General features: G+C 67.1%; 17 protein-coding genes. 8 read left to right on the top strand and 9 right to left on the bottom strand.

Going from position 1 to position 17811, the window contains the following annotated elements; all coding sequences use genetic code 11:
* Window positions 1-16 precede the first annotated feature (16 nt).
* Window positions 17-1555: a CoA-acylating methylmalonate-semialdehyde dehydrogenase gene (locus tag ACVT6V_RS26145; RefSeq protein ID WP_489896981.1), complete on the bottom strand. Its 1539-nt coding sequence runs from the start codon at window positions 1553-1555 to the stop codon at window positions 17-19.
* Window positions 1556-1743: 188 nt separating this feature from the next.
* On the opposite strand from ACVT6V_RS26145, the gene ACVT6V_RS26150 reads away from it, so the two are divergent.
* The gene (locus tag ACVT6V_RS26150) at window positions 1744-2205 is read left to right on the top strand and encodes a flavodoxin domain-containing protein (protein ID WP_489896982.1); all 462 of its coding nucleotides are present in this window, start codon (window positions 1744-1746) and stop codon (window positions 2203-2205) included.
* On the opposite strand, the gene ACVT6V_RS26155 is transcribed toward ACVT6V_RS26150, so the two are convergent.
* A complete protein-coding gene (locus tag ACVT6V_RS26155; protein ID WP_489896983.1) occupies window positions 2183-3088 on the bottom strand; it encodes a DMT family transporter in 906 nt (301 codons plus the stop codon). The genes ACVT6V_RS26150 and ACVT6V_RS26155 overlap by 23 nt on opposite strands.
* A gap of 67 nt (window positions 3089-3155) precedes the next feature.
* On the opposite strand from ACVT6V_RS26155, the gene ACVT6V_RS26160 reads away from it, so the two are divergent.
* Window positions 3156-3434 (top strand): hypothetical protein, encoded by a 279-nt coding sequence (locus ACVT6V_RS26160; protein WP_489896984.1) that lies wholly within the window; start codon window positions 3156-3158, stop codon window positions 3432-3434.
* A 17-nt stretch (window positions 3435-3451) separates the two neighbouring features.
* Window positions 3452-3916 carry a SixA phosphatase family protein gene (locus ACVT6V_RS26165; protein ID WP_489901021.1) on the top strand — a complete coding sequence of 155 codons (465 nt, stop codon included), beginning with the start codon at window positions 3452-3454 and terminating at the stop codon, window positions 3914-3916.
* Between the two features lie 53 nt (window positions 3917-3969).
* Here the strand turns inward: ACVT6V_RS26165 and ACVT6V_RS26170 are convergent, their stop codons facing one another.
* The 6 genes from ACVT6V_RS26170 to ACVT6V_RS26195 form a co-directional block, all read right to left on the bottom strand.
* A complete protein-coding gene (locus ACVT6V_RS26170) occupies window positions 3970-4929 on the bottom strand; it encodes an alpha/beta hydrolase (protein ID WP_489896985.1) in 960 nt (319 codons plus the stop codon).
* Window positions 4926-6083 carry a DNA polymerase IV gene (locus ACVT6V_RS26175; protein WP_489896986.1) on the bottom strand — a complete coding sequence of 386 codons (1158 nt, stop codon included), beginning with the start codon at window positions 6081-6083 and terminating at the stop codon, window positions 4926-4928. Before ACVT6V_RS26175 ends, ACVT6V_RS26170 begins: the two co-directional genes overlap by 4 nt.
* 160 nt (window positions 6084-6243) lie before the next feature.
* Window positions 6244-7296: an esterase/lipase family protein gene (locus tag ACVT6V_RS26180; RefSeq protein WP_489896987.1), complete on the bottom strand. Its 1053-nt coding sequence runs from the start codon at window positions 7294-7296 to the stop codon at window positions 6244-6246.
* 293 nt (window positions 7297-7589) lie between these two features.
* Window positions 7590-8327, bottom strand: coding sequence for a hypothetical protein (locus ACVT6V_RS26185; protein ID WP_489896988.1), 738 nt, complete (start codon window positions 8325-8327; stop codon window positions 7590-7592).
* 308 nt (window positions 8328-8635) lie between these two features.
* Complete coding sequence (locus ACVT6V_RS26190) at window positions 8636-9439, bottom strand: carbon-nitrogen hydrolase family protein (RefSeq protein ID WP_489896989.1); 804 nt, start codon at window positions 9437-9439, stop codon at window positions 8636-8638.
* 4 nt (window positions 9440-9443) lie between these two features.
* Entirely contained in the window at window positions 9444-11105 is a 1662-nt protein-coding gene (locus tag ACVT6V_RS26195; RefSeq protein WP_489896990.1) for a flavin monoamine oxidase family protein, read from the bottom strand.
* Window positions 11106-11257: 152 nt separating this feature from the next.
* On the opposite strand from ACVT6V_RS26195, the gene ACVT6V_RS26200 reads away from it, so the two are divergent.
* The 4 genes from ACVT6V_RS26200 to ACVT6V_RS26215 all read left to right on the top strand — a co-directional run bounded on the left by ACVT6V_RS26200 (window position 11258) and on the right by ACVT6V_RS26215 (window position 15365).
* The gene (locus ACVT6V_RS26200) at window positions 11258-11638 is read left to right on the top strand and encodes a VOC family protein (protein WP_489896991.1); all 381 of its coding nucleotides are present in this window, start codon (window positions 11258-11260) and stop codon (window positions 11636-11638) included.
* 210 nt (window positions 11639-11848) lie between these two features.
* Window positions 11849-13174 carry a type I glutamate--ammonia ligase gene (locus ACVT6V_RS26205; protein ID WP_489896992.1) on the top strand — a complete coding sequence of 442 codons (1326 nt, stop codon included), beginning with the start codon at window positions 11849-11851 and terminating at the stop codon, window positions 13172-13174.
* A gap of 4 nt (window positions 13175-13178) precedes the next feature.
* Window positions 13179-14303: an amidohydrolase family protein gene (locus ACVT6V_RS26210; RefSeq protein ID WP_489896993.1), complete on the top strand. Its 1125-nt coding sequence runs from the start codon at window positions 13179-13181 to the stop codon at window positions 14301-14303.
* A 150-nt stretch (window positions 14304-14453) separates the two neighbouring features.
* Window positions 14454-15365, top strand: coding sequence for an AlbA family DNA-binding domain-containing protein (locus tag ACVT6V_RS26215; RefSeq protein WP_489896994.1), 912 nt, complete (start codon window positions 14454-14456; stop codon window positions 15363-15365).
* A 32-nt stretch (window positions 15366-15397) separates the two neighbouring features.
* On the opposite strand, the gene ACVT6V_RS26220 is transcribed toward ACVT6V_RS26215, so the two are convergent.
* Window positions 15398-16852: an MFS transporter gene (locus ACVT6V_RS26220; RefSeq protein WP_489896995.1), complete on the bottom strand. Its 1455-nt coding sequence runs from the start codon at window positions 16850-16852 to the stop codon at window positions 15398-15400.
* 111 nt (window positions 16853-16963) lie between these two features.
* Here ACVT6V_RS26220 and ACVT6V_RS26225 point away from each other — a divergent pair, with 111 nt between their 5' ends.
* Complete coding sequence (locus ACVT6V_RS26225) at window positions 16964-17677, top strand: TetR/AcrR family transcriptional regulator (RefSeq protein ID WP_489896996.1); 714 nt, start codon at window positions 16964-16966, stop codon at window positions 17675-17677.
* Window positions 17678-17811 lie beyond the last annotated feature (134 nt).

The raw sequence follows: 17811 nt of genomic DNA on the forward strand, positions 1-17811 counted from the left end.
GTACCACGGACAGCCGTCAGTCCATCGTGGGGATGACGAACTCGGCCCCGTCCTTGACCCCGGACGGCCACCGGGTCGTGACCGTCTTGGTCTTGGTGTAGAACTGGATCGACGTCGGGCCGTGCTGGTTGAGATCGCCGAAGCCGGAGCGCTTCCAACCGCCGAAGGTGTAGTAGGCCACCGGAACCGGGATCGGGACGTTCACGCCCACCATGCCGACGTTCACGCGTGCGGTGAAGTCGCGCGCCGCGTCGCCGTCCTGGGTGAAGATCGCGACGCCGTTGCCGTACTGATGATCCGAGGCGAGCGCGAGGGCCTCCTCGTAGTCGCCGGCGCGCACGATCGACAGCACCGGACCGAAGATCTCCTCGGTGTAGATCGTCATGTCCTTGGTGACGTGATCGAAAAGCGTTGGGCCGATGAAGAAGCCGTTCGAGATGTCCTCGTCGCCGTACTGCTGTTCGTCGCTGGTCCGCTCACGGCCGTCCACCACGAGGTCGGCACCTTCTTCGACGCCCTTGCCGATGAAGCCCTTGACCCGGTCCAGTGCCGCCGCGGTGACCAGCGGGCCGTAATCGGCCTTCGGGTCGAGGCTGTGGCCGACGCGAAGGGCGTTGACCTTGTCGACGAGCTTGGCGCGCAGGCGTTCCGCGGTCTGCTCGCCGACGGGGACCGCAACACTGATGGCCATGCAGCGCTCGCCGGCGCTGCCGTAACCGGCGCCGATGAGTGCGTCGACGACCTGATCCATGTTGGCGTCGGGCATGATGATCATGTGGTTCTTGGCACCGCCGAAGCACTGTGAGCGCTTGCCGTTCGCGGCGGCCGTCGAATAGATGTACTGGGCGATGTCGGAGCTGCCGACGAAGCCGAGCGCCTGCACGTCCGGGTTGTTGAGCAGAGCGTCGACGGATTCCTTGTCACCGTGGACGACCTGGAAGACGCCGTCGGGCAGGCCGGCCTGGGTGAACAGTTCGGCCAGTCGCAGCGGCACCGACGGGTCGCGCTCGGACGGCTTGAGGATGAAGGCGTTGCCGCAGGCCAGCGCCGGGCCGGCCTTCCACAGCGGGATCATCGCGGGGAAGTTGAACGGCGTGATGCCGGCGACGACGCCGAGCGGCTGGCGGATCGAGTGCACGTCGATCCCGCCCCCGGCACCCTCGGTGAACTCACCCTTGAGCAGGTGCGGGATACCGATGGCGAATTCGATGACCTCGATGCCGCGCTGGATGTCACCCTTGGCGTCGGCATGGGTCTTGCCGTGCTCGAGCGACAGCAGGGTGGCCAGCTCGTCGGAGTTCTGGTTGACCAGGTCGACGAACCGCATCATCACGCGGGCGCGCCGCTGCGGGTTCCAGGCGGCCCATTCGCGCTGGGCCTCGACGGCGGTGGCGACGGCGGCGTCGACCTCGGCGGTCGTGGCCAGCGGCACCTTGGCGGCGACAGCGCCGGTGCTGGGATTGAACACGTCGGCGAAGCGGCCCTCGGTAACGGTTACCGCGGCACCGTTCAGGTAGTGCGGGATGGTCCGGACGGCAGCGTCGAGGTTAGACACGAGTAGATCACCTTGATTCGAGAGTCGGGGCAGCAAAGGATGTGGCTTCCGATTTCCAATAGTAGGACATCCAAGTAATTTTGCAAACCCCTCCCACCTGCGGATTGACAACCCGGAAGTAACTTAGGGTAGCCTTTCCTACATGGTTGATCGTGCGTCACAGGCACGACGTTGAAAGGAGAATGCACATGTCGGTCGTCATCCTGTACGGCACGGAGACCGGAACCGGCGAGCTCGTCGCCGACGCCATTGCCGACGTCCTGACGACAGATCACGACCCGGCGATCCATGACATGAGCGAGTTCGCCGTCGAGGACCTCGACCCCGCCGACTTCTTCGTCATCGTCTGCTCGACCTACGGCGAGGGGGAGCTACCCACCGGGGCCGAGCCGTTCGCCGAGGGACTCGATGCGGCCGATCCCGACCTGACCGGCGTCCGGTTCGCGGTCTTCGGCCTCGGCGACATCGTCTACGACGCGACCTTCAACCGAGGCGGCGAGATCATCGCCGAGATGCTGGTGACACGTGGTGGGGTCCAGATCGGCGAGCATGCTCGACACGACTACTCCTCGTCGATCGAACCCACCGAGCACGCGGCCGGGTGGGCCCGCGACATCAGCGGCTTGATCACGCCGCTCCCCGCCGGCTGATCGGCCCGTCGCCGGGTCGGTGTGCCGTCGCCTCGTCGGCGGCCGCACTCCGGGAGTGGCACGAGATCTCCTCGGCACGGATCGCCGCCAACTTGGCCAGCTCGAGCACGGCGCGCACCATCAGGGCCAGCACCACGCCCAGGAACAACGCGGTCGGCACCGACACGCTGAGGTTCTCACCGAGCAGCACGACGCCGAGTGCCATCGACACGGCCAACTCCACCACGGTCAGGGCGGGAAACGAGGTCTGTAGTTCCCCGGCGCCGAAGGCCCGCTGCTGAGCCACGATCGCCCCGGCCGCCACGATCAGGAACAGGTAGAACTCCGGCTGGAGAAACGTGCGTTCCAGGTCGTGGACGAACTGGTAGGCGACCGATTTCACCAGCAACGCCGACATCCCGAACAGGGCTCCCCCGGTCACGCCGTAGAGCAGCGCCTTGTAATGCTGATTGGATCGTTCGGCCAACACGACGCAGATCAACAACGCGACGATCACCACTCCGATCGTGGTCACCATGAGCAGATTGTCGGGCCGACGCTGCGACGGTTCGGGTCGCGAGATCGAGAGGAACAGGGTCACACAGACGACGAGCACTCCACCCCACACCCATTCGGGGCGCTGCGGTCGCCGGTGGTCGGCCCACGCCTCCATCGGCAGGGCGAACAGGATCGCGAGCACCACGAGCGGCTGCACCAGCAGGATCGAGCCCAGGCCGAGGGCCGCGGCCTGGGCGGCGAAGCCACATAGTGCTACCACGGCACCGAGCCACCATCCCTGGGCGATCAGACCGCTGGCGTGGGATGCGCGTTGACGCATCACCGTGCCCGCCGCGATCAGCAGCGCCGCCAGCACGGACAGCAGCGCGGGTACCCAGGAGTGCATTCGACCAGGCTAACGATTCACGGTGTTGGTCCACCACGTTGTCGGCTCGACGTCGTAGGTTTGGGTCATGCGGTACCAGACGGAACTCGAACGTCTCACCACTCTCGACGCCGACTCGATCACGCGCGCGTGCACCTCGAAGGACGAGGTGATAGCGCTCATCGATCGAGCCGTCGACGAATGCATCCAGTACGACGAACTCGCCGACGAGCATCTCACCGTGGGTGCCGAAGAGCACGCGGCATTCTGTCGGCAGGAGGCCGCCGCGTGGCGGGCGACCGCCGCGTTGCTGCGCGTGATGGCGACGAACCCGGGCACCGATCGCCGCTCGCGGGGCGCCGCGTGACCCGCACACTGGTCCTGATGCGCCACGGGAAATCCGGTTACCCGCCCGGCGTGAGCGATCATGGTCGGCCGCTGGCCGAACGTGGCCGCCGGGAGGCGGCGCTCGCCGGGCGATGGATGGCCGACGAGGGCCTGCACGTCGATGCGGTGCTGTGCTCGACCGCCACCCGTACCCGCGAGACGCTCGACCGCACGGGTGTGGCCGCTCCGACGACCTTCGTCGATGACCTCTACGGCGCCTACCCGACCGAGATCCTCGAGGCGGTCCGCATCCACGCACCCGCCGATGCGACGACGGTCCTCGTGGTCGGGCACTCCCCGGGCATGCCGGACACGGCGCTGACCCTCGACGCCGACGGGGAGGTCGAACAGTTCCCCACATCCGCCTACGCCGTCATCACCGTGGGCACAGCGTGGGATCGGCTCGGGCTCGATGTCGATCCCGAGGCCCGGCTCATCGGAGTGCGCATCCCCCGAGAGTGAGGACAGGCCTGCTCCCATCGGCGGGCGTGGATCTGACGGTTGCGGCGGTGGGCTCAGCCGCCGGTGAACGGCGCGACAGCGACGCACGGCACCGGGCGCGGGTGGGTCGGATCGAGCGCGTTGAGTACCAACGCCGCACTGCGTCGGTTCGAGGTGATCGACGCATGGTCGGAGTGGTCGGTCGGGCAGCCATCCTGGACGACGATGTTGCGCACCTCGGTGCCGGGCGGCCCGGCGAGCACACCGCTCGAGTAGGGGGTGACGATCTCGTCGTCGCGGGTCACGATGTTGGTGTACGACACCCCGGGCAGGTACGGTGTCGGCTGCCGCACAGCCTGATTGAACGACAGCTCGCGAGGTGGTGCGACGCAGTCCGGACACGGCGGTCGGACCGGTGCCGGGATTCCGAGGGCGTTGCGGAACATCGCGATCGACTCCCCGCGCGTGTCGTCCTCGTCGGGACCCTGCCGCCAATACGGCGCGAGGGACACGTAGTGGGCGACCTTTCCTCGCCCACCCAGATACTTCATCCAATAGGTGGGGATCTCGGTGCCGAGCGAGTGACCGACGATGTCCACCTGTCGGGCACCTGTCGTCGTCAGGACCCGGTCGATGAACGCCTTGAGTTGCCACGCACTGTCGGGTTTCGGGCCCAGCCCACCCAGTGCCGACAGCGGCCACACCGTCGACACCGCCCCATAGGTCGGCGCGTAGACACAGTACCCCTCGTTGGCCAGGACGGGTGCCAGTGTCCCCCAATTTGTTTGGCGTCCACCACCGCTGCCGTGCACCAGGATCACCGGCCGCGGGTGCGCTCGAGTGGGCCGGCACCCGAAGTCGTTGGTTCCCGGCAACGATCCACCCGGATCAGCGAGTTCGGCCCTGATCCCGCTGGTGAAATCGTAGGAGACCGGGAACGCAGGTGCGGCGTCTGCGGGAGTGGCGGCGAGAGTGCCCGCCGCGACCAGCACGCCGACCGCGGCGATCAGGAGCCGTCGCAGAGTTCGTTTCATTCGTCCTCCGGTGTGACCAGATCGAATCGCACGCCCAGTAGTCGCACGGGACGGTCGATCTCGAAGTTGCCGAGCAATTCGCCGATGATCGGCGCGACGTCGTCGTAGGACGTCGTGGGCGCCGCCAGTTTGCGGGACTTCGTGCGCGTGTAGAAGGTGTTGGTCCGGACAGTCACCGCCACCCGGAACACCTCGCGCTCCTCGGCGAGTATCTGGGAGACCAGCTCCTCGGTGAGTTGGAAGGCGGCCGAACGCATCTCCTCGAGGTCGGTCATGTCCGTCGGATACGTGCGCGACTTGGAATGCGACCGGGCCAGCCAGGGTTCCACCGTGATGGTCGAGTCGCCGCCGCCTCGACACAGGACATACAGCCAGTTGCCCTGGTGCGGACCGAAGACATCGATGAGATCCTCGCGCGCAGTAGCGATCAACTGGTGCACCGTGTCGATCCCGTGGGCCGACAACTTCGCCGCGGTTTTCGGTCCGACGCTCCACAGGTCGCGGCACGGCCGATCACCCATGAGCGGCAACCAGTTCTGCTCGTCGAGCAGGAACACCTTCTCGATGTCGAACGCAGCCAGTGCGGCGGAGTCCGGGTCGGGTTTCTTGGCGAAGCCGGTGGCCATCTTCGCGCGTTGCTTGTTGTCGGAGATGCCGATCGAGCAGTGCAGGCCGGTCCGGTCGAACACCTCGGCGCGGATGTGCTGCGCGAGACTCCCGATCGTCACCCGATCGTGCTGTGGCGCGATGTCGCCCGGGCCGCCGGCCGGGCCGCCGGCCGGGCCGTCGACCGGGTCCACGCCGACGTACGCCTCGTCCCATCCCCACACCTCGACGGGATGGCCGAAACCTCGCAGCACGTTCATGACGTCGGCGGAGGCGACATCGTAGGCGGGCACATCGAGCGGGAGGTAGACGGCGTCCGGCATCTTGCGGTACGCCGCACGCAGCGGCATCCCCGCCCGCACCCCGACATCTCGTGCCTCGTAGGACGCACAGGTCACCACCTTGCGGGCCTCGGTCGGGTCCCCGTTCCCGCCGACGATGACGGGCACGCCGACCAACTCCGGGCTGCGCAGGCGTTCGACGGAGACCTGGAACTGATCCAGGTCGACATGTACCAGCCATCGATGGCGTAGTGGTGAGTCGCCCACGGATTCAGCCTACTGCCGAAGACACCTCGGCCCGATCCTCCACACCGGGTCGGACCGGTCCGCGGTTACCTCACCGGCGGACCGGCCCGACCCGACCCCGCAACGACGCCCTCCCCTGCGTCGACGTGGATCTCCTCGGCCAGCAACAGACTCCTCGTGGTCAGAAACTGAAGAACCAGGGGCTCGGACCGCACGCGAGGCGCGCAAACCGTGTCGGGTCGAGTGCGCGCAGAGCGATCGAGATCGCCCGCGGAGAGTAGGACATCGCCAGGTGATCGGAGGTGTCCTGTTCGCAACCGTCTTGCAGCACAATGTTCTTCACTCCCGGCCGGTGGATGAACGTGAGGTCGAACGGGGTGGTGACCTCGTCGTACCGGGAACCGACGATCGTGTAGTCGACTCCCGGGAACACCAGCTTGGATCGGTTCAGGTTCTTGATGAACGGCGAGTCGACGGTCTGTTGGATTCCGGACCGACCCACGAATATCTCGGTGACACCGAGGACATTGAACGCCGGCCCCAGGTTGTTGATACCACGACCGAGCGCGCCGATGCCGAGCAGCGTGGTGCCCTTGTTGGTGGCACCGAAGGTGATCAGCTTGCCGATCTTGGATCGTTCGGGATGGCGGTAATCTGCGCCGCCACCGAACTTCATCCACTGCCGCACCATCAGCCCACCCTGCGAATGCCCGATGACATCAACCTTTTTCGCGCCGGTCGCGCGCAGTACTCTGTCGACGTAAGCGCCGAACTGGGCGGCCGAGTATTCGATGGCGGCCTCGCCGTTCGTGCCCGGCAGCACCACGCCGAGTCCACCTCCGTTGAGCAGGTCGGTACGTCCGTAGTTGGGCGCGAACACACAGTAGCCGGCCCGCTTCAGGACCGGCGCGAACGCGGCCCAGTTGTTGTAGGCGTTCTCCCATGTGCCGTGGACCAGAATCACCGGCCGCTGACCGCTTTTCGGCTTGCAGCCCCAGTCGTTCGCTCCGGGTGGCGCCACCTCAGGGTGGAACTGCGAATAGGCGAACGCCGACCAGAAGCCCCACTGCGCGGGGCCGACACCGCGGGTGTCCGCGATGGGGCCCAGCGGCCGGGTGGCGACGTCGCGGCGCAGACCGTTCACCGCTCGCGGTGACCCGGGCTCCGCAGCGGCATTGATGGCATCGGTCAGACGCTGCGCCTGGTCGATCTCCGCCTTCGACGGGGCGGCCACGGACGAAGCCGCGAACGCGGCCCTCGGCTCGGCCCCCGCCGGCGCGAAACCGGCCCATGACCACCACCGCCGCCAGAATCGCCGCCGTGACCGCCAGACCCCTCAACCGATGCCGCGCCCCCACCATCAATTCCCTCCGACGTGCCGAAAGATGGAGCATCGGGCCGCACCTACCCCTGCGTAGCTTACCGATGCGTAACCTACCGTAGGGTAATATCGACGCCTTGTCCAGTGGTCTGAGACACAATTTCTACGCTGGGTGACGGCCACCACTTTGGCACAGAAGTGGCTGGTCAGCGCACTTTTCGAGGCGCGATGCGGAGCCCGGTGGCGTCGAGGCCGATCGAACGGCAGGCCGCACTCAGTGCGTCCGGGTTGTAGTCCAGCAGCGACGCGGATGCCCGCGGCGGGTGGGTGTCGCCGCGGAACGGCGTGGACCATCGAACATCGTCAGGGTCGGCGAAGAAGGCACTGGCCTTGCTGATGTAGGTGGCCAGCAACTGCGACGCGTGGCCGTCCAGTCCGGGCATCGCCTCACCCAGTACCGTCCGCAACAATTCCCGGTCGTCGTGGAGCGGTCGTGGCCGCAGATGCAGTGCCCGCGAAGCGGTATGGCAGTTGGTCGGATCAGTCAGCGCGTGCACCGCGACGAAGGAGAACGCGATCCGGACGATCTCGATCCCGCGCCGATCGGCCGCCCATTTCGGCTGCGATGCGATGAATCGCACCGCGCGCACCGGCAAGGCGGCCGGGATCTGATCCAGAGTCTCTCGGCTACAATCTTTTTCGGTGAGCTCCTCGGCCGCCATCCGCTTGAGGACACCGACGCGATGAGCATGTTTGCGCAGCAACCCGGACAGGGCGATCGACGAATCGAAGCTCAACCCGAACTCGTGCGGGTCATCGAGAAGCGCGTCGACACCCGGGATGACGATGAGCTCCTCGACCTCGATCGCCTCGATCAGGGCCATCGGACGTCGCAGCGAACCATCGACGCAGTTGCGCACGCGAAAAGTGATTGTGTCGGTCATGGATCCCCCTCATGAGACATGTGAACATGCGGCGTCACGCTGGCGCGCCCCCGACACGTAGACGCATGACGACGAACTGACTACACCGGACGCCGACCCTCCGAGCCGGAACCGATCTCCGAAACCATCTTCAAACCGCTTGTCGGAGATGACACCTCGTACCCGCGGAACCAATGCTCGCGGCCCTCCGAGGTGATACCGACCCCCCTGCGCCGACCTACTGGCCGGTAAGTTCTGGCGCGTAACGCTACCGTAGGGTACGGAGCACACTCTGTCCAGAGGCAAAATCGATCCGCCTGCTTGACATCTCAGTAAATCTCCGGTCGACGATCCTTCATGTAGGGATAGGCATCCCGGGACTGCATGAGCGTCGCGCGGTCGACGTCGGCGACGAGCAACGTCGGCGAACGGTCCGCCTCGGCGAGAACCTCGCCACTCGGCGCGACGACCTCGCTGCGCCCACCGTATTCCAGATCATGCTCTGTGCCACAGTAGTTCGCGTAGGCAACGAAGACCTGGCTCTCCAGTGCGCGGGCCGGCAGCAGCACATCCTGGACCACGTCGTAGGCGATCATGTTCGCCGTCGGCACGCAGACGACGTCGGCCGCGCGGAGCGCCAGGGACCGGACGAGTTCACCGAACTCCACCTCGTAACAGGTCAGCAGCCCGAGCCGCCACCCGGACAGCTCGACGACCGGCGGCGGCGTGTCACCCGCCGCGAACATCTCCCGGTCGAGGTCACCGAACAGGTGGGTCTTGTGATGGGTGGCGACCCGGGCACCGTGTCGGTCGACGAGCCGGATGGCGTTGTACACCAGGCCATCGTCGGCCCGTTCGGCACATCCGTAGAGCACCGCGATGCCATGCTGTACCGCGATCTCGGCGACGCGGTCGGCGATCGGGCCGTCGACGGATTCGGCCAGGTCGCTCACCGCGTCAGCACCGATGTTGTAGCCGGTGACCGCCATCTCCGGCGTGATGAGCAGGTCAGCGGAACGATCGGCGGCATCGGCGGCGGCCGCGTCGAGGCGGTCGAGGTTCTCGGCGACCTGCCCGGGGCGGGATGCGCACTGCCAGAGAGCTATCCGGAAACGGCTGGTGTCAGATGTCATGCTCTCACGGTCCGATGTCGATGGGCCCGAGGTCGGCGTAGCGATCCCCCGGTCCCGGATTGTCCGGGTGAGAGGCGCCGCCGAAATGATTGATCACACCCCACACCGCGTTGAGCGCGGTCTGCACCGCCCCTTCCACCCATGCGGGCATGAACGACACATCGTCGCCGGCGAGGAAGATGCCGCGTTCGGCGTCGGGCAGCCGCTCCTGACCGTGGAAGTGCCCGTACATCCGGGTGTTGTATCGATAGTGGCCCGGTAGCGCACCCTTGAATGCACCCAGGAAATGCGGTTCGGCCTCCCAGCTGACGGTCAATGGGCGCCCGACGATGTGCTCGGCGATGTCGACGTCGGGATAGATCTTGCGCAATGCGTCCAGTGCCAGCGAGACCCGCTTCTCCACCGGGTGCGGCAGCACCTTGAGCGCATCGCTCATCCAGGTGTAGCTCAGGCAGATGACGCCTGGGCGGTCGAGTCCGTTGTCGAAGAGGTAGGTGCCGCGGGTCAGCCGGTCGGTCAGGGTCATGCTCAGCACGTCGCGACCCGTCCGCGGATCCCGGTCGAGCCAGAACGGGCGATCGACCATCACGAATGTCTTGGACGACTGCATGTAGCGGGTGCGGTCCAGCGCCATCCACAGATCCTGACTGAACAGGCTTTCGTCGCATTCGATCTCGGTGGACAGCAGCCATGCCTGGCAGGTGGCCACGACGGACGGGAACTCTCGCGTGTCGCCCCACCGGTCGACGACCTCGATGCGATTCGGGCCGACTCGTCGGACCGCCGCCGCGCCCGCCCGGGGGACGCCGCTGTGCAACGACGACAGACTGGTCCCGACCGGCCAGTACCGGATGGTGGCGGGGCTGTCCGACCACAGGCGCCGGGGCACCTGCTCCGCACCGCCGACGACCAGATGCTGGTCGGTGTCACAATTGGTGACCACCACCCGGAGAATCTCCAGCATCGAGTTCGCGAAGTCGGAATCCCAACCACCCGTGCCGAATCCGACTTGGCCGAACAGTTCGCGGTGGCGGAACGTCAGGGAACCGAACTCCTCGGAGGTGGCCAGGAAGTCGTAGAAGCTGCGGTCGTCCCAGTCCACGACCAGCCGGTTCCACAGCTCCTTGAGTCGCGGGCGGTCCCGGTCCCGGATCGCCTCCTGCAGCCCGGAGAACCCCGCCACGCGTTCCAGCGCGCTGTCCCAGGCACGTTCGATCTCCGTGTAGATCGGCGGCAGGTCGTCGAGCGTGCGGGCGTAGAGGGTTTCCCCGCCGAGGTCGATCACTGTGCTGCCGGCGGCCTCGGTGAGCGGGTTCGGGAATGGTCGTGTGCGCAGCCCGAAGGTGTCGACGTAGTGGAAGAACGTCGACGACGACGCCGGGAAACGCATGCCGCCGAGTTCGGCCACCTCGGGTTCGCCGGGCACGAAATGCTCCGACCGCAGTCGGCCACCGATCCGCTCCGGCTCGTAGACCACCGGGCGCAGTCCGATCTTCATCAACTCGTACGCGGCGACCATCCCGGCCATCCCCGCTCCGATGACGGCGACCTCGGAGCCGAGAGCATGCTCGGGTACCGTTCCGATGCCGGCCGGATGGGTGATCCAGTCGTCATAGGCGAAGGGGAAGTCGGGACCGAAGATGGTCACCGGCCGATCGGGCTGCACCGTGTCAGCGTATTGCGCACAGCCGGTCGGCGTCGGTCATCACGGCCGGTGCGGCGCGCCGATCTCGTTGATCATTGAGGACCGAAACTGTCCGCTATCAACGGCACACTCGTATCAGAAGGTTTCACCAACTCGAAAAGTGAGGGATCATCATGGACTGGACACTCGAGGTCGCGTTTCTGCCGGTGACCGACGTCGACCGCGCCAAGGACTTCTACTCCCGGATCGGGTTCAACCCCGATCACGATCAATCGCCGACCGACGACATCCGGTTCGTCCAGATGACGCCACCCGGGTCCGGCTGCTCGATCGCCTTCGGCAAAGGCATCGTCGATGGCGCTCCCGCGAACGTCGGCCCGCTGATGCTGTGTGTCTCCGACATCAACGCCGCCCGAAAGCACCTCGTCGACGCCGGTGTCGAGGTCAGCGACGTCGACGAGCAGGCATGGGGTCATTTCGTCTACTTCGACGACCCCGACGGCAACCACTGGAACGTGCAATACCTGCCGTACCGGTACGAATCCCAGGGCTGACGATCTCGACGTTCCGCGGAACGCGGGTCGCGTAGGCGAGCGCGGGCTGTATCGGTCAGCGCGGGTCGGATCGGTCCGCGCGGGCCGTCGACGGGCCGCGTGAACCGAGACGGCCCGCGTTGTGCAGGCGCGGGCCCTCCGCCGGCGAGCGCGGATGTTGCGTGCGCCATTCGCATGCGGCGGCGGCGCGGGGGCACGACACTGTGAGGTATGCAATCGGGCTTTCCGGGTTCCGAGCCGACCGCGTTGATCGGCACAATCGTCAATCCGGCGGGCCTGATCCTCGCCAAAACCGTGCCGCAGACCCGCGTTCCCGTCTTCGCGTCAACGGGTCTCGGCGCGAGCCCGACCTGGCATGCCTTCGCCGTCGACCAGGTGGGTATCGCGTTCACCGACGCCATCGGGGTCGTCGGCGACCAGCGGATCCGGGTGGACCTCGACGCGATGCGGACCCTCGACCCGACGCTCGCCTGGGCGCCCGGTGAGTTCTATGACCCGGCAGGGGCGCCGGTGCCGCAGTGCTCGCGGGGCACGTTGCGCCGGGTGGTCGACGCGCTCGCCGAGGCCGGTCTGCATGCGCTCGTCGGGCACGAACTCGAGTTCGTGCTGGTCGGCCCGGACGGCGCCCGTCTGCCGTCACACCTGTGGGCCCAATATGGCGCGGCGGGCGTGTTCGAGCACGAGGAGTTCGTGCGCGATGTGCTCGCCGACTGCCGGGCCGCCGGGGTCGGCGTCGAACAGTTCCATCCCGAATACGGTCAGCTGCAGTTCGAGATGTCGATCGAACCCCGTGATCCGATCGCCGCGGCCGATCAGCTCGTGGTGACCCGGATCGTCCTCGGCCGGGTGGCCCGACGGCACGGGATGCGGGTGAGCTTCTCCCCGAAACCGTTTGCCGACGGGGTGGGTTGCGGCGCACACCAACACATCTCGCTGCATCGCGGCGATGACCCGGTGTTCTCCGGGGGTTCGGGGACCGCCGGGATGACGACCGACGGAGAGCATGCGGTGGCGGGCATCGTCGACACCATGGTCGACCTGCAGGGCGTGCTGTGCGGGTCCGCGGTGTCGGGGTTGCGGATGCTGCCCGGGCAGTGGGCCGGTGCCTTCGCGTGCTGGGGCGTGGAGAACCGGGAGGCCGCGGTCCGGCTGATCCAGGCCGGACCGGCGAGTCCGCGGGGCGCCAACGTGGAGGTGAAGGCGATCGATCCGTCGGCGAACGTGTATTTCGCGACCGCGGCCATCCTTGGTGCGGCCCTTGCCGGAGTCGCCGGGCGGATACCGCTGCCGGCGGAGGTCACCGTCGATCCGGGCACCATGACGTCGCAGGAGCGTGATGCCGCCGGCATCCGCGGGTTGTCCGACGATCAGCGGCGGATCGTCGACACCATGGAATCGTCGACCCGGCTGCGCGGGATCCTCGGCGATCGGGCCGTCGATGCGCTCGTCGCCGTTCGCCGTTACGAGGTCACGCACTTCCCCGATCACACCCCGCAGACGCTGACCGACCGGTTCCGGTTGGCGTGGAGCGTCTGAGGGCATGACGGCGGCTGCGGGCAGGGTCGCGGAACACATCGCCCATCTCGCCCTCGTCGACCATCACGTCCACGGTTGTTGGATCGACGATGTCGACCGCACACGCTTCGAGGGCGCACTGAACGAAGGCAACACCGGTGCGCTCTGCGCCGACGACGCCCCGTTCGATTCTCAGATCGGCTTCGCGGTGCGACGGTGGTGCGCACCGATACTCGGGCTGGACCCGCACGCGTCGGCGGACATGTACTGGCGACGTCGGTGTGAGTTCGCCGAACCCGATGTCGCACAGCGTTTCCTGTCTGCGGCCGGTGTCGGCGACTGGATCGTCGACACCGGACTACCCGGTGTCGTCGACCCGGACACACTGAGTCGGCTCGCAGGGTCGGCGGCCCACGAGGTGATTCGACTCGAGTCCATCGCCGAGGAAGCCGTCGTGATGGGTGGCCGATACGCCGACGCGTTCGACGCGGTCCTCTCCGACCGTGCCCGGACCGCGGTCGGCACCAAGACGATTCTCGCCTATCGCGGCGGTTTCGACGGCGATCTGTCCGATCCCGAGCCGCGGGACGTCGAAGAGGCGGCCCGTCGATGGCGTGACGTCGGCGGCCGGCGGCTGACCGACCGCACCCTGCTGCGGTTCGGCCTACATCGAGGTCTGCTCCTGGGCAAGCCACTGCAGGTCCATGTCGGGCTCGGCGATCGCGACGCCGACCTGCATCGCACCAATCCCCTGTTGCTGCTGGACTTTCTCCGGGGCAGCGGCGACACCCCGGTGATGTTGCTCCACTGCTACCCGTTCGAGCGTGAGGCCGGGTATCTGGCGCAGGCGTTCAGCAACGTCTACGTCGACGTCGGGCTGGCCGTGCACCACCTCGGCGCCCGCTCCCCCGAGCTCATCGCCCGCATTCTCGAGCTCGCCCCGTTCCGCAAGGTCCTGTACTCCTCGGACGGGTTCGGTCCCGCCGAGCTGCACTACCTCGGCGCGCGGCTGTGGCGGGACGGGCTGGCCACGGTACTGCAGGGGTTCGTCGATAACGGTGCGTGGAGCGTCGATGACGCGCTGCGGATCAGCGAGCTCATCGGGTCTCAGAATGCGCGGCGGGTATACGGGTTGGGGTCACGTGGCTGAGGGCGCCGCCCCGAACAACCGCGCACCGAGCGCGCATCCGCGCGTGTCGCGACACGCGCGGATGCGCAGTGGATGCGCGGATACCGACGTACGCAGTCCCCGCCCACCTCCGCCGTAGCGCACGATGTCCGCTTCGACATACTTGTGACCGTGAACGAACCAGTGACGCTCGTCGTGGCAGACGGGCCGGCGCAGAAGGTCCTGGAGGTCGGGGTTCCGGTGTGGATCACCGCCGGTGCGCTGGTGGCGGTGCTGGTGCTGGCGTGGTTGTTCGGCGGCACCGCCCGGGTCTTGCTGCGCGGACGTGCCCGACTGAACACCACGACATCCATGGTGGTCGCGATCCTGGGTTCCGCCGTGGGCTTCATGATCGCCGGTCTGATCGACCCGACCTTGCGGGTGTGGAGCGGCGTCACCATCGCGCTCGGGCTGGTCAGTTCGATCGTGTCCGTCGGTCTCTACGGGCTCGTCACCGCACGGTTCCAGCGTCAGCGCCATTCCCCGGTCACCGACCTCATGGCCGCCGGCGAATCCGAGCGCGTCGAGTTCAAGTCGACCGCCCGGATCAACCTGCGTTCCGGCGAGAAGGACGCCCGGATGGAGCATGTCATCGTCAAGACGGTGTCGGCCTTCCTCAACGCCCGCGGCGGCACACTTTTGATCGGCGTCGACGACGACGGCACCGCGCTCGGACTCGACGCCGACTACGCGACACTCAAGGTGCCCGATGCGGATCGCTTCGAGTTGTGGTTGCGCGACCTGTTCACCACCACCCTCGGCCAGACCACGGCGGCCTCGGTCCGCATCACCATCGAGGACGTCGCGACCGCCGACGGCCCGCGACCGGTCTGCCGGGTCGGCTGCTCGCCGTCGCCGCGACCGGTCTACCTGCGATCCGGCAAGAACGCGGCGCCCGAGTTCTGGGTGCGCAGCGGCAATTCCACTCGCCAGCTCACCGTCGACCAGGCTGCCGACTACATCATGAACCGTTGGCCGCTGAGCGCCGGCGCGGCCATCGCCGCCCAGGTGCGGGCCGCCGTCCGCTCGTCGGTCGACCGCTGACCTGATTTGCCGACGGCTCCGGCTCGGAAGGATCAGTGAGGTTCTTCGGTGGCGCGCGAATCGGTGAGCGTGAGCGCACCCCATCCCGCGACGATTCCCACGATCACCGCCAGGACCGCGTAGGTGATCCGCTCACCATGGAAGAACGATGTCACCAGGTCGGTGCTCCAGATCCCGGTCGGCAGACTCACGGTCACCAGCGCGGCGATCAGTGTGCCGACGACGGCGGTGCCGACGCTGGTCCCGACCTCTTGCGCGGTGTCGTTGAGCGCCGCACCGATCGAGGTCCGGTTCTCGGGCATCGCCGCGACCAGGGCGACCGCACAGATCGTCATGACCGTGCGCAGGCCGATGGTCAGGGTCACCATGAAGACCGCGATCGCCAGGTAGCCGTGGTCGACGCCCCACGCGAGTCCGGCCAGCGAACCGGCCAGCAGAACCGCGCCGACCAGGCAGGCGATCCGGTGCCCGAACCGCCTGGCCAGGCCCTCGGAAATGGGAGTCGCCGCGATCATCGTGACGATCATCGGCAGGTTCGCCAGACCGGCCTTCATCGGGCTCCACCCGTAGGCGTACTGGAAGTGCAGGATCAGACCGAACATCACCCCGGCCATCGCGATCGAGGTCCCGACCTGTGCGATGGCCGCGCCCCGCACGGTGCCGGAGGTGAAGATGGTCAGATCCAGCATCGGCTGCGGGGTCCGACGCTCATGCCAGATGAAGGCGACGAGCGCGGCCACGGCGCCCAGTGCGCAGGCCACCGTCGCGATCGACGCCCAGCCGTGCTCCACCCCGCTGGTCAGCATGTAGCACGCCAGGCCGATGGTGGCGATGCTCAGCACCGCGCCGGGCAGGTCCAGCCGGTCAGCGGTCAGGTCCTCCCGGCGATCGGCCGGCACTCCCAGACGCACCCCGATCCACGCGATGAGCGCGATCGGCGCATTGACCACCAGCAGCCACTCCCAACTGACGTGGGCCAGCGCGGTGCCGCCGAGCAGCGGACCGAGGATGAAGCCACTCATGCCGACGACGATCATGATGGTCATCGCACGCATCCGCAGCTGTTCTGACTCGAACAATCGGAAGACCAGCGAGTTGGTGATCGGCGCCATCGCGGCGGCGGCGACGCCGAGGGCGGCACGGAGCGCGATCAGCTGCCCTGCGGAGTGCACGAAGACGACCGCGAGGCTGATCAGGCCGAACGCAGCCAAACCGATGAGCAGTACGCGACGCCGACCGAGTCGGTCGGCCGCCGAACCGGCCGTCAGCAGCAGGCCGCCGAACGTGAGCGAGTACGCCCCGGTAACCCACTGCAGTGCGGTGGTACCGCTGCCGAGGTCACGACCGATCGTCGGCAGGGCGATGGTGAGCAGGGTGTTGTCGACCATCTCCACGAAGAAGGCCAGACACAGGGCCGCGAGCGGAATCCACGCGGCGCGCAGCGACCCGTAGGTACGGGCCGGAACAGTTTCAGTTGCCGAGGTCATCGCAGCACCTCCTTTCATCGAACGTTGTTCGAGTGTCGAACATGGTTCGAGAATAGAACGCCGTTCGGTCCGACGCAAGCGTGATTGTGCCGATGTGATGGGATAGACGTCATGGCACCCGAACGACGCGGCACCCGACGGCGCGTCTCGCATTCACTGGAAGCCGTCGTGGAGGCAGCCGTCGCCCTGTTGGACGAGTCCGGCGAACCGGCCCTGACCTTCCGGGCCCTGGCAGCCCGGCTCGGCGGTGGCGTCGGCAGTATCTACTGGTACGTCTCCAACAAGGACGAACTGCTCGACCGCGCCACCGACCACGTGGTGGCGACAATGCTCACCGACGCCGAGAAGTTCTTCGACGACGGCGGCGATCCGATCGACAACATCCGGGGCATCGCGGTGACCGTCTTCTCGGCGATCGCGGAGCGACCCTGGCTCGCCGCGTACTTCATGCGCAACACCACGATCCAATCCAACGCCCTGGTCCTTTACGAACGGCTCGGCGAGCAGGTGATGCGCCTGGATCTCTCACCCCGACAGAGCTTTCACGCGGTGTCGGCCGTCCTCGGGTACGTCATCGGCGTGGCCGCCGACCTGGGCCAGGAGCCCCCCGAGGAGGTGCTCACCGGAACCGTGGAGGCCACGACCTATCTGCACGGGATCGCCGATCAATGGCGAGCACTCGACGTACAGAGCTACCCGTTCATGCACTACATCGTCGACGAGTTCGACGGCCACGAGGACATCGACCAGTTCCGGGCCGGGCTCGAGTTGCTGTTGGAGGGGATTCGCCTACAGGCGGCCCGCACCGCCGCGAACGAGGCCTAAGGTTCCGAGACTTCTTCTGTCGCTTCTTGTTTCGTTCCCCAGCAGTTTTCGGGGAATCCACGAAAAGCGGGAGGAAGAACCGGGCAGACGCAGAACGGCCCCCGCACTCGAAAGTGCGGGGGCCGTTCGTGGTT

The sequence above is a fragment of the Gordonia sp. LMA167 genome (assembly GCF_058130025.1).

Bases quoted from the DNA above. Each gene is read 5' to 3' on its own strand.
- ACVT6V_RS26150 (WP_489896982.1), top strand. From the start codon at position 1,744: ATGTCGGTCGTCATCCTGTACGGCACGGAGACCGGAACCGGCGAGCTC.
- ACVT6V_RS26155 (WP_489896983.1), bottom strand. From the start codon at position 3,088: ATGCACTCCTGGGTACCCGCGCTGCTGTCCGTGCTGGCGGCGCTGCTG.
- ACVT6V_RS26160 (WP_489896984.1), top strand. From the start codon at position 3,156: ATGCGGTACCAGACGGAACTCGAACGTCTCACCACTCTCGACGCCGAC.
- ACVT6V_RS26165 (WP_489901021.1), top strand. From the start codon at position 3,452: ATGCGCCACGGGAAATCCGGTTACCCGCCCGGCGTGAGCGATCATGGT.
- ACVT6V_RS26170 (WP_489896985.1), bottom strand. From the start codon at position 4,929: ATGAAACGAACTCTGCGACGGCTCCTGATCGCCGCGGTCGGCGTGCTG.
- ACVT6V_RS26185 (WP_489896988.1), bottom strand. From the start codon at position 8,327: ATGACCGACACAATCACTTTTCGCGTGCGCAACTGCGTCGATGGTTCG.
- ACVT6V_RS26190 (WP_489896989.1), bottom strand. From the start codon at position 9,439: ATGACATCTGACACCAGCCGTTTCCGGATAGCTCTCTGGCAGTGCGCA.
- ACVT6V_RS26200 (WP_489896991.1), top strand. From the start codon at position 11,258: ATGGACTGGACACTCGAGGTCGCGTTTCTGCCGGTGACCGACGTCGAC.
- ACVT6V_RS26205 (WP_489896992.1), top strand. From the start codon at position 11,849: ATGCAATCGGGCTTTCCGGGTTCCGAGCCGACCGCGTTGATCGGCACA.
- ACVT6V_RS26210 (WP_489896993.1), top strand. From the start codon at position 13,179: ATGACGGCGGCTGCGGGCAGGGTCGCGGAACACATCGCCCATCTCGCC.
- ACVT6V_RS26220 (WP_489896995.1), bottom strand. From the start codon at position 16,852: ATGACCTCGGCAACTGAAACTGTTCCGGCCCGTACCTACGGGTCGCTG.
- ACVT6V_RS26225 (WP_489896996.1), top strand. From the start codon at position 16,964: ATGGCACCCGAACGACGCGGCACCCGACGGCGCGTCTCGCATTCACTG.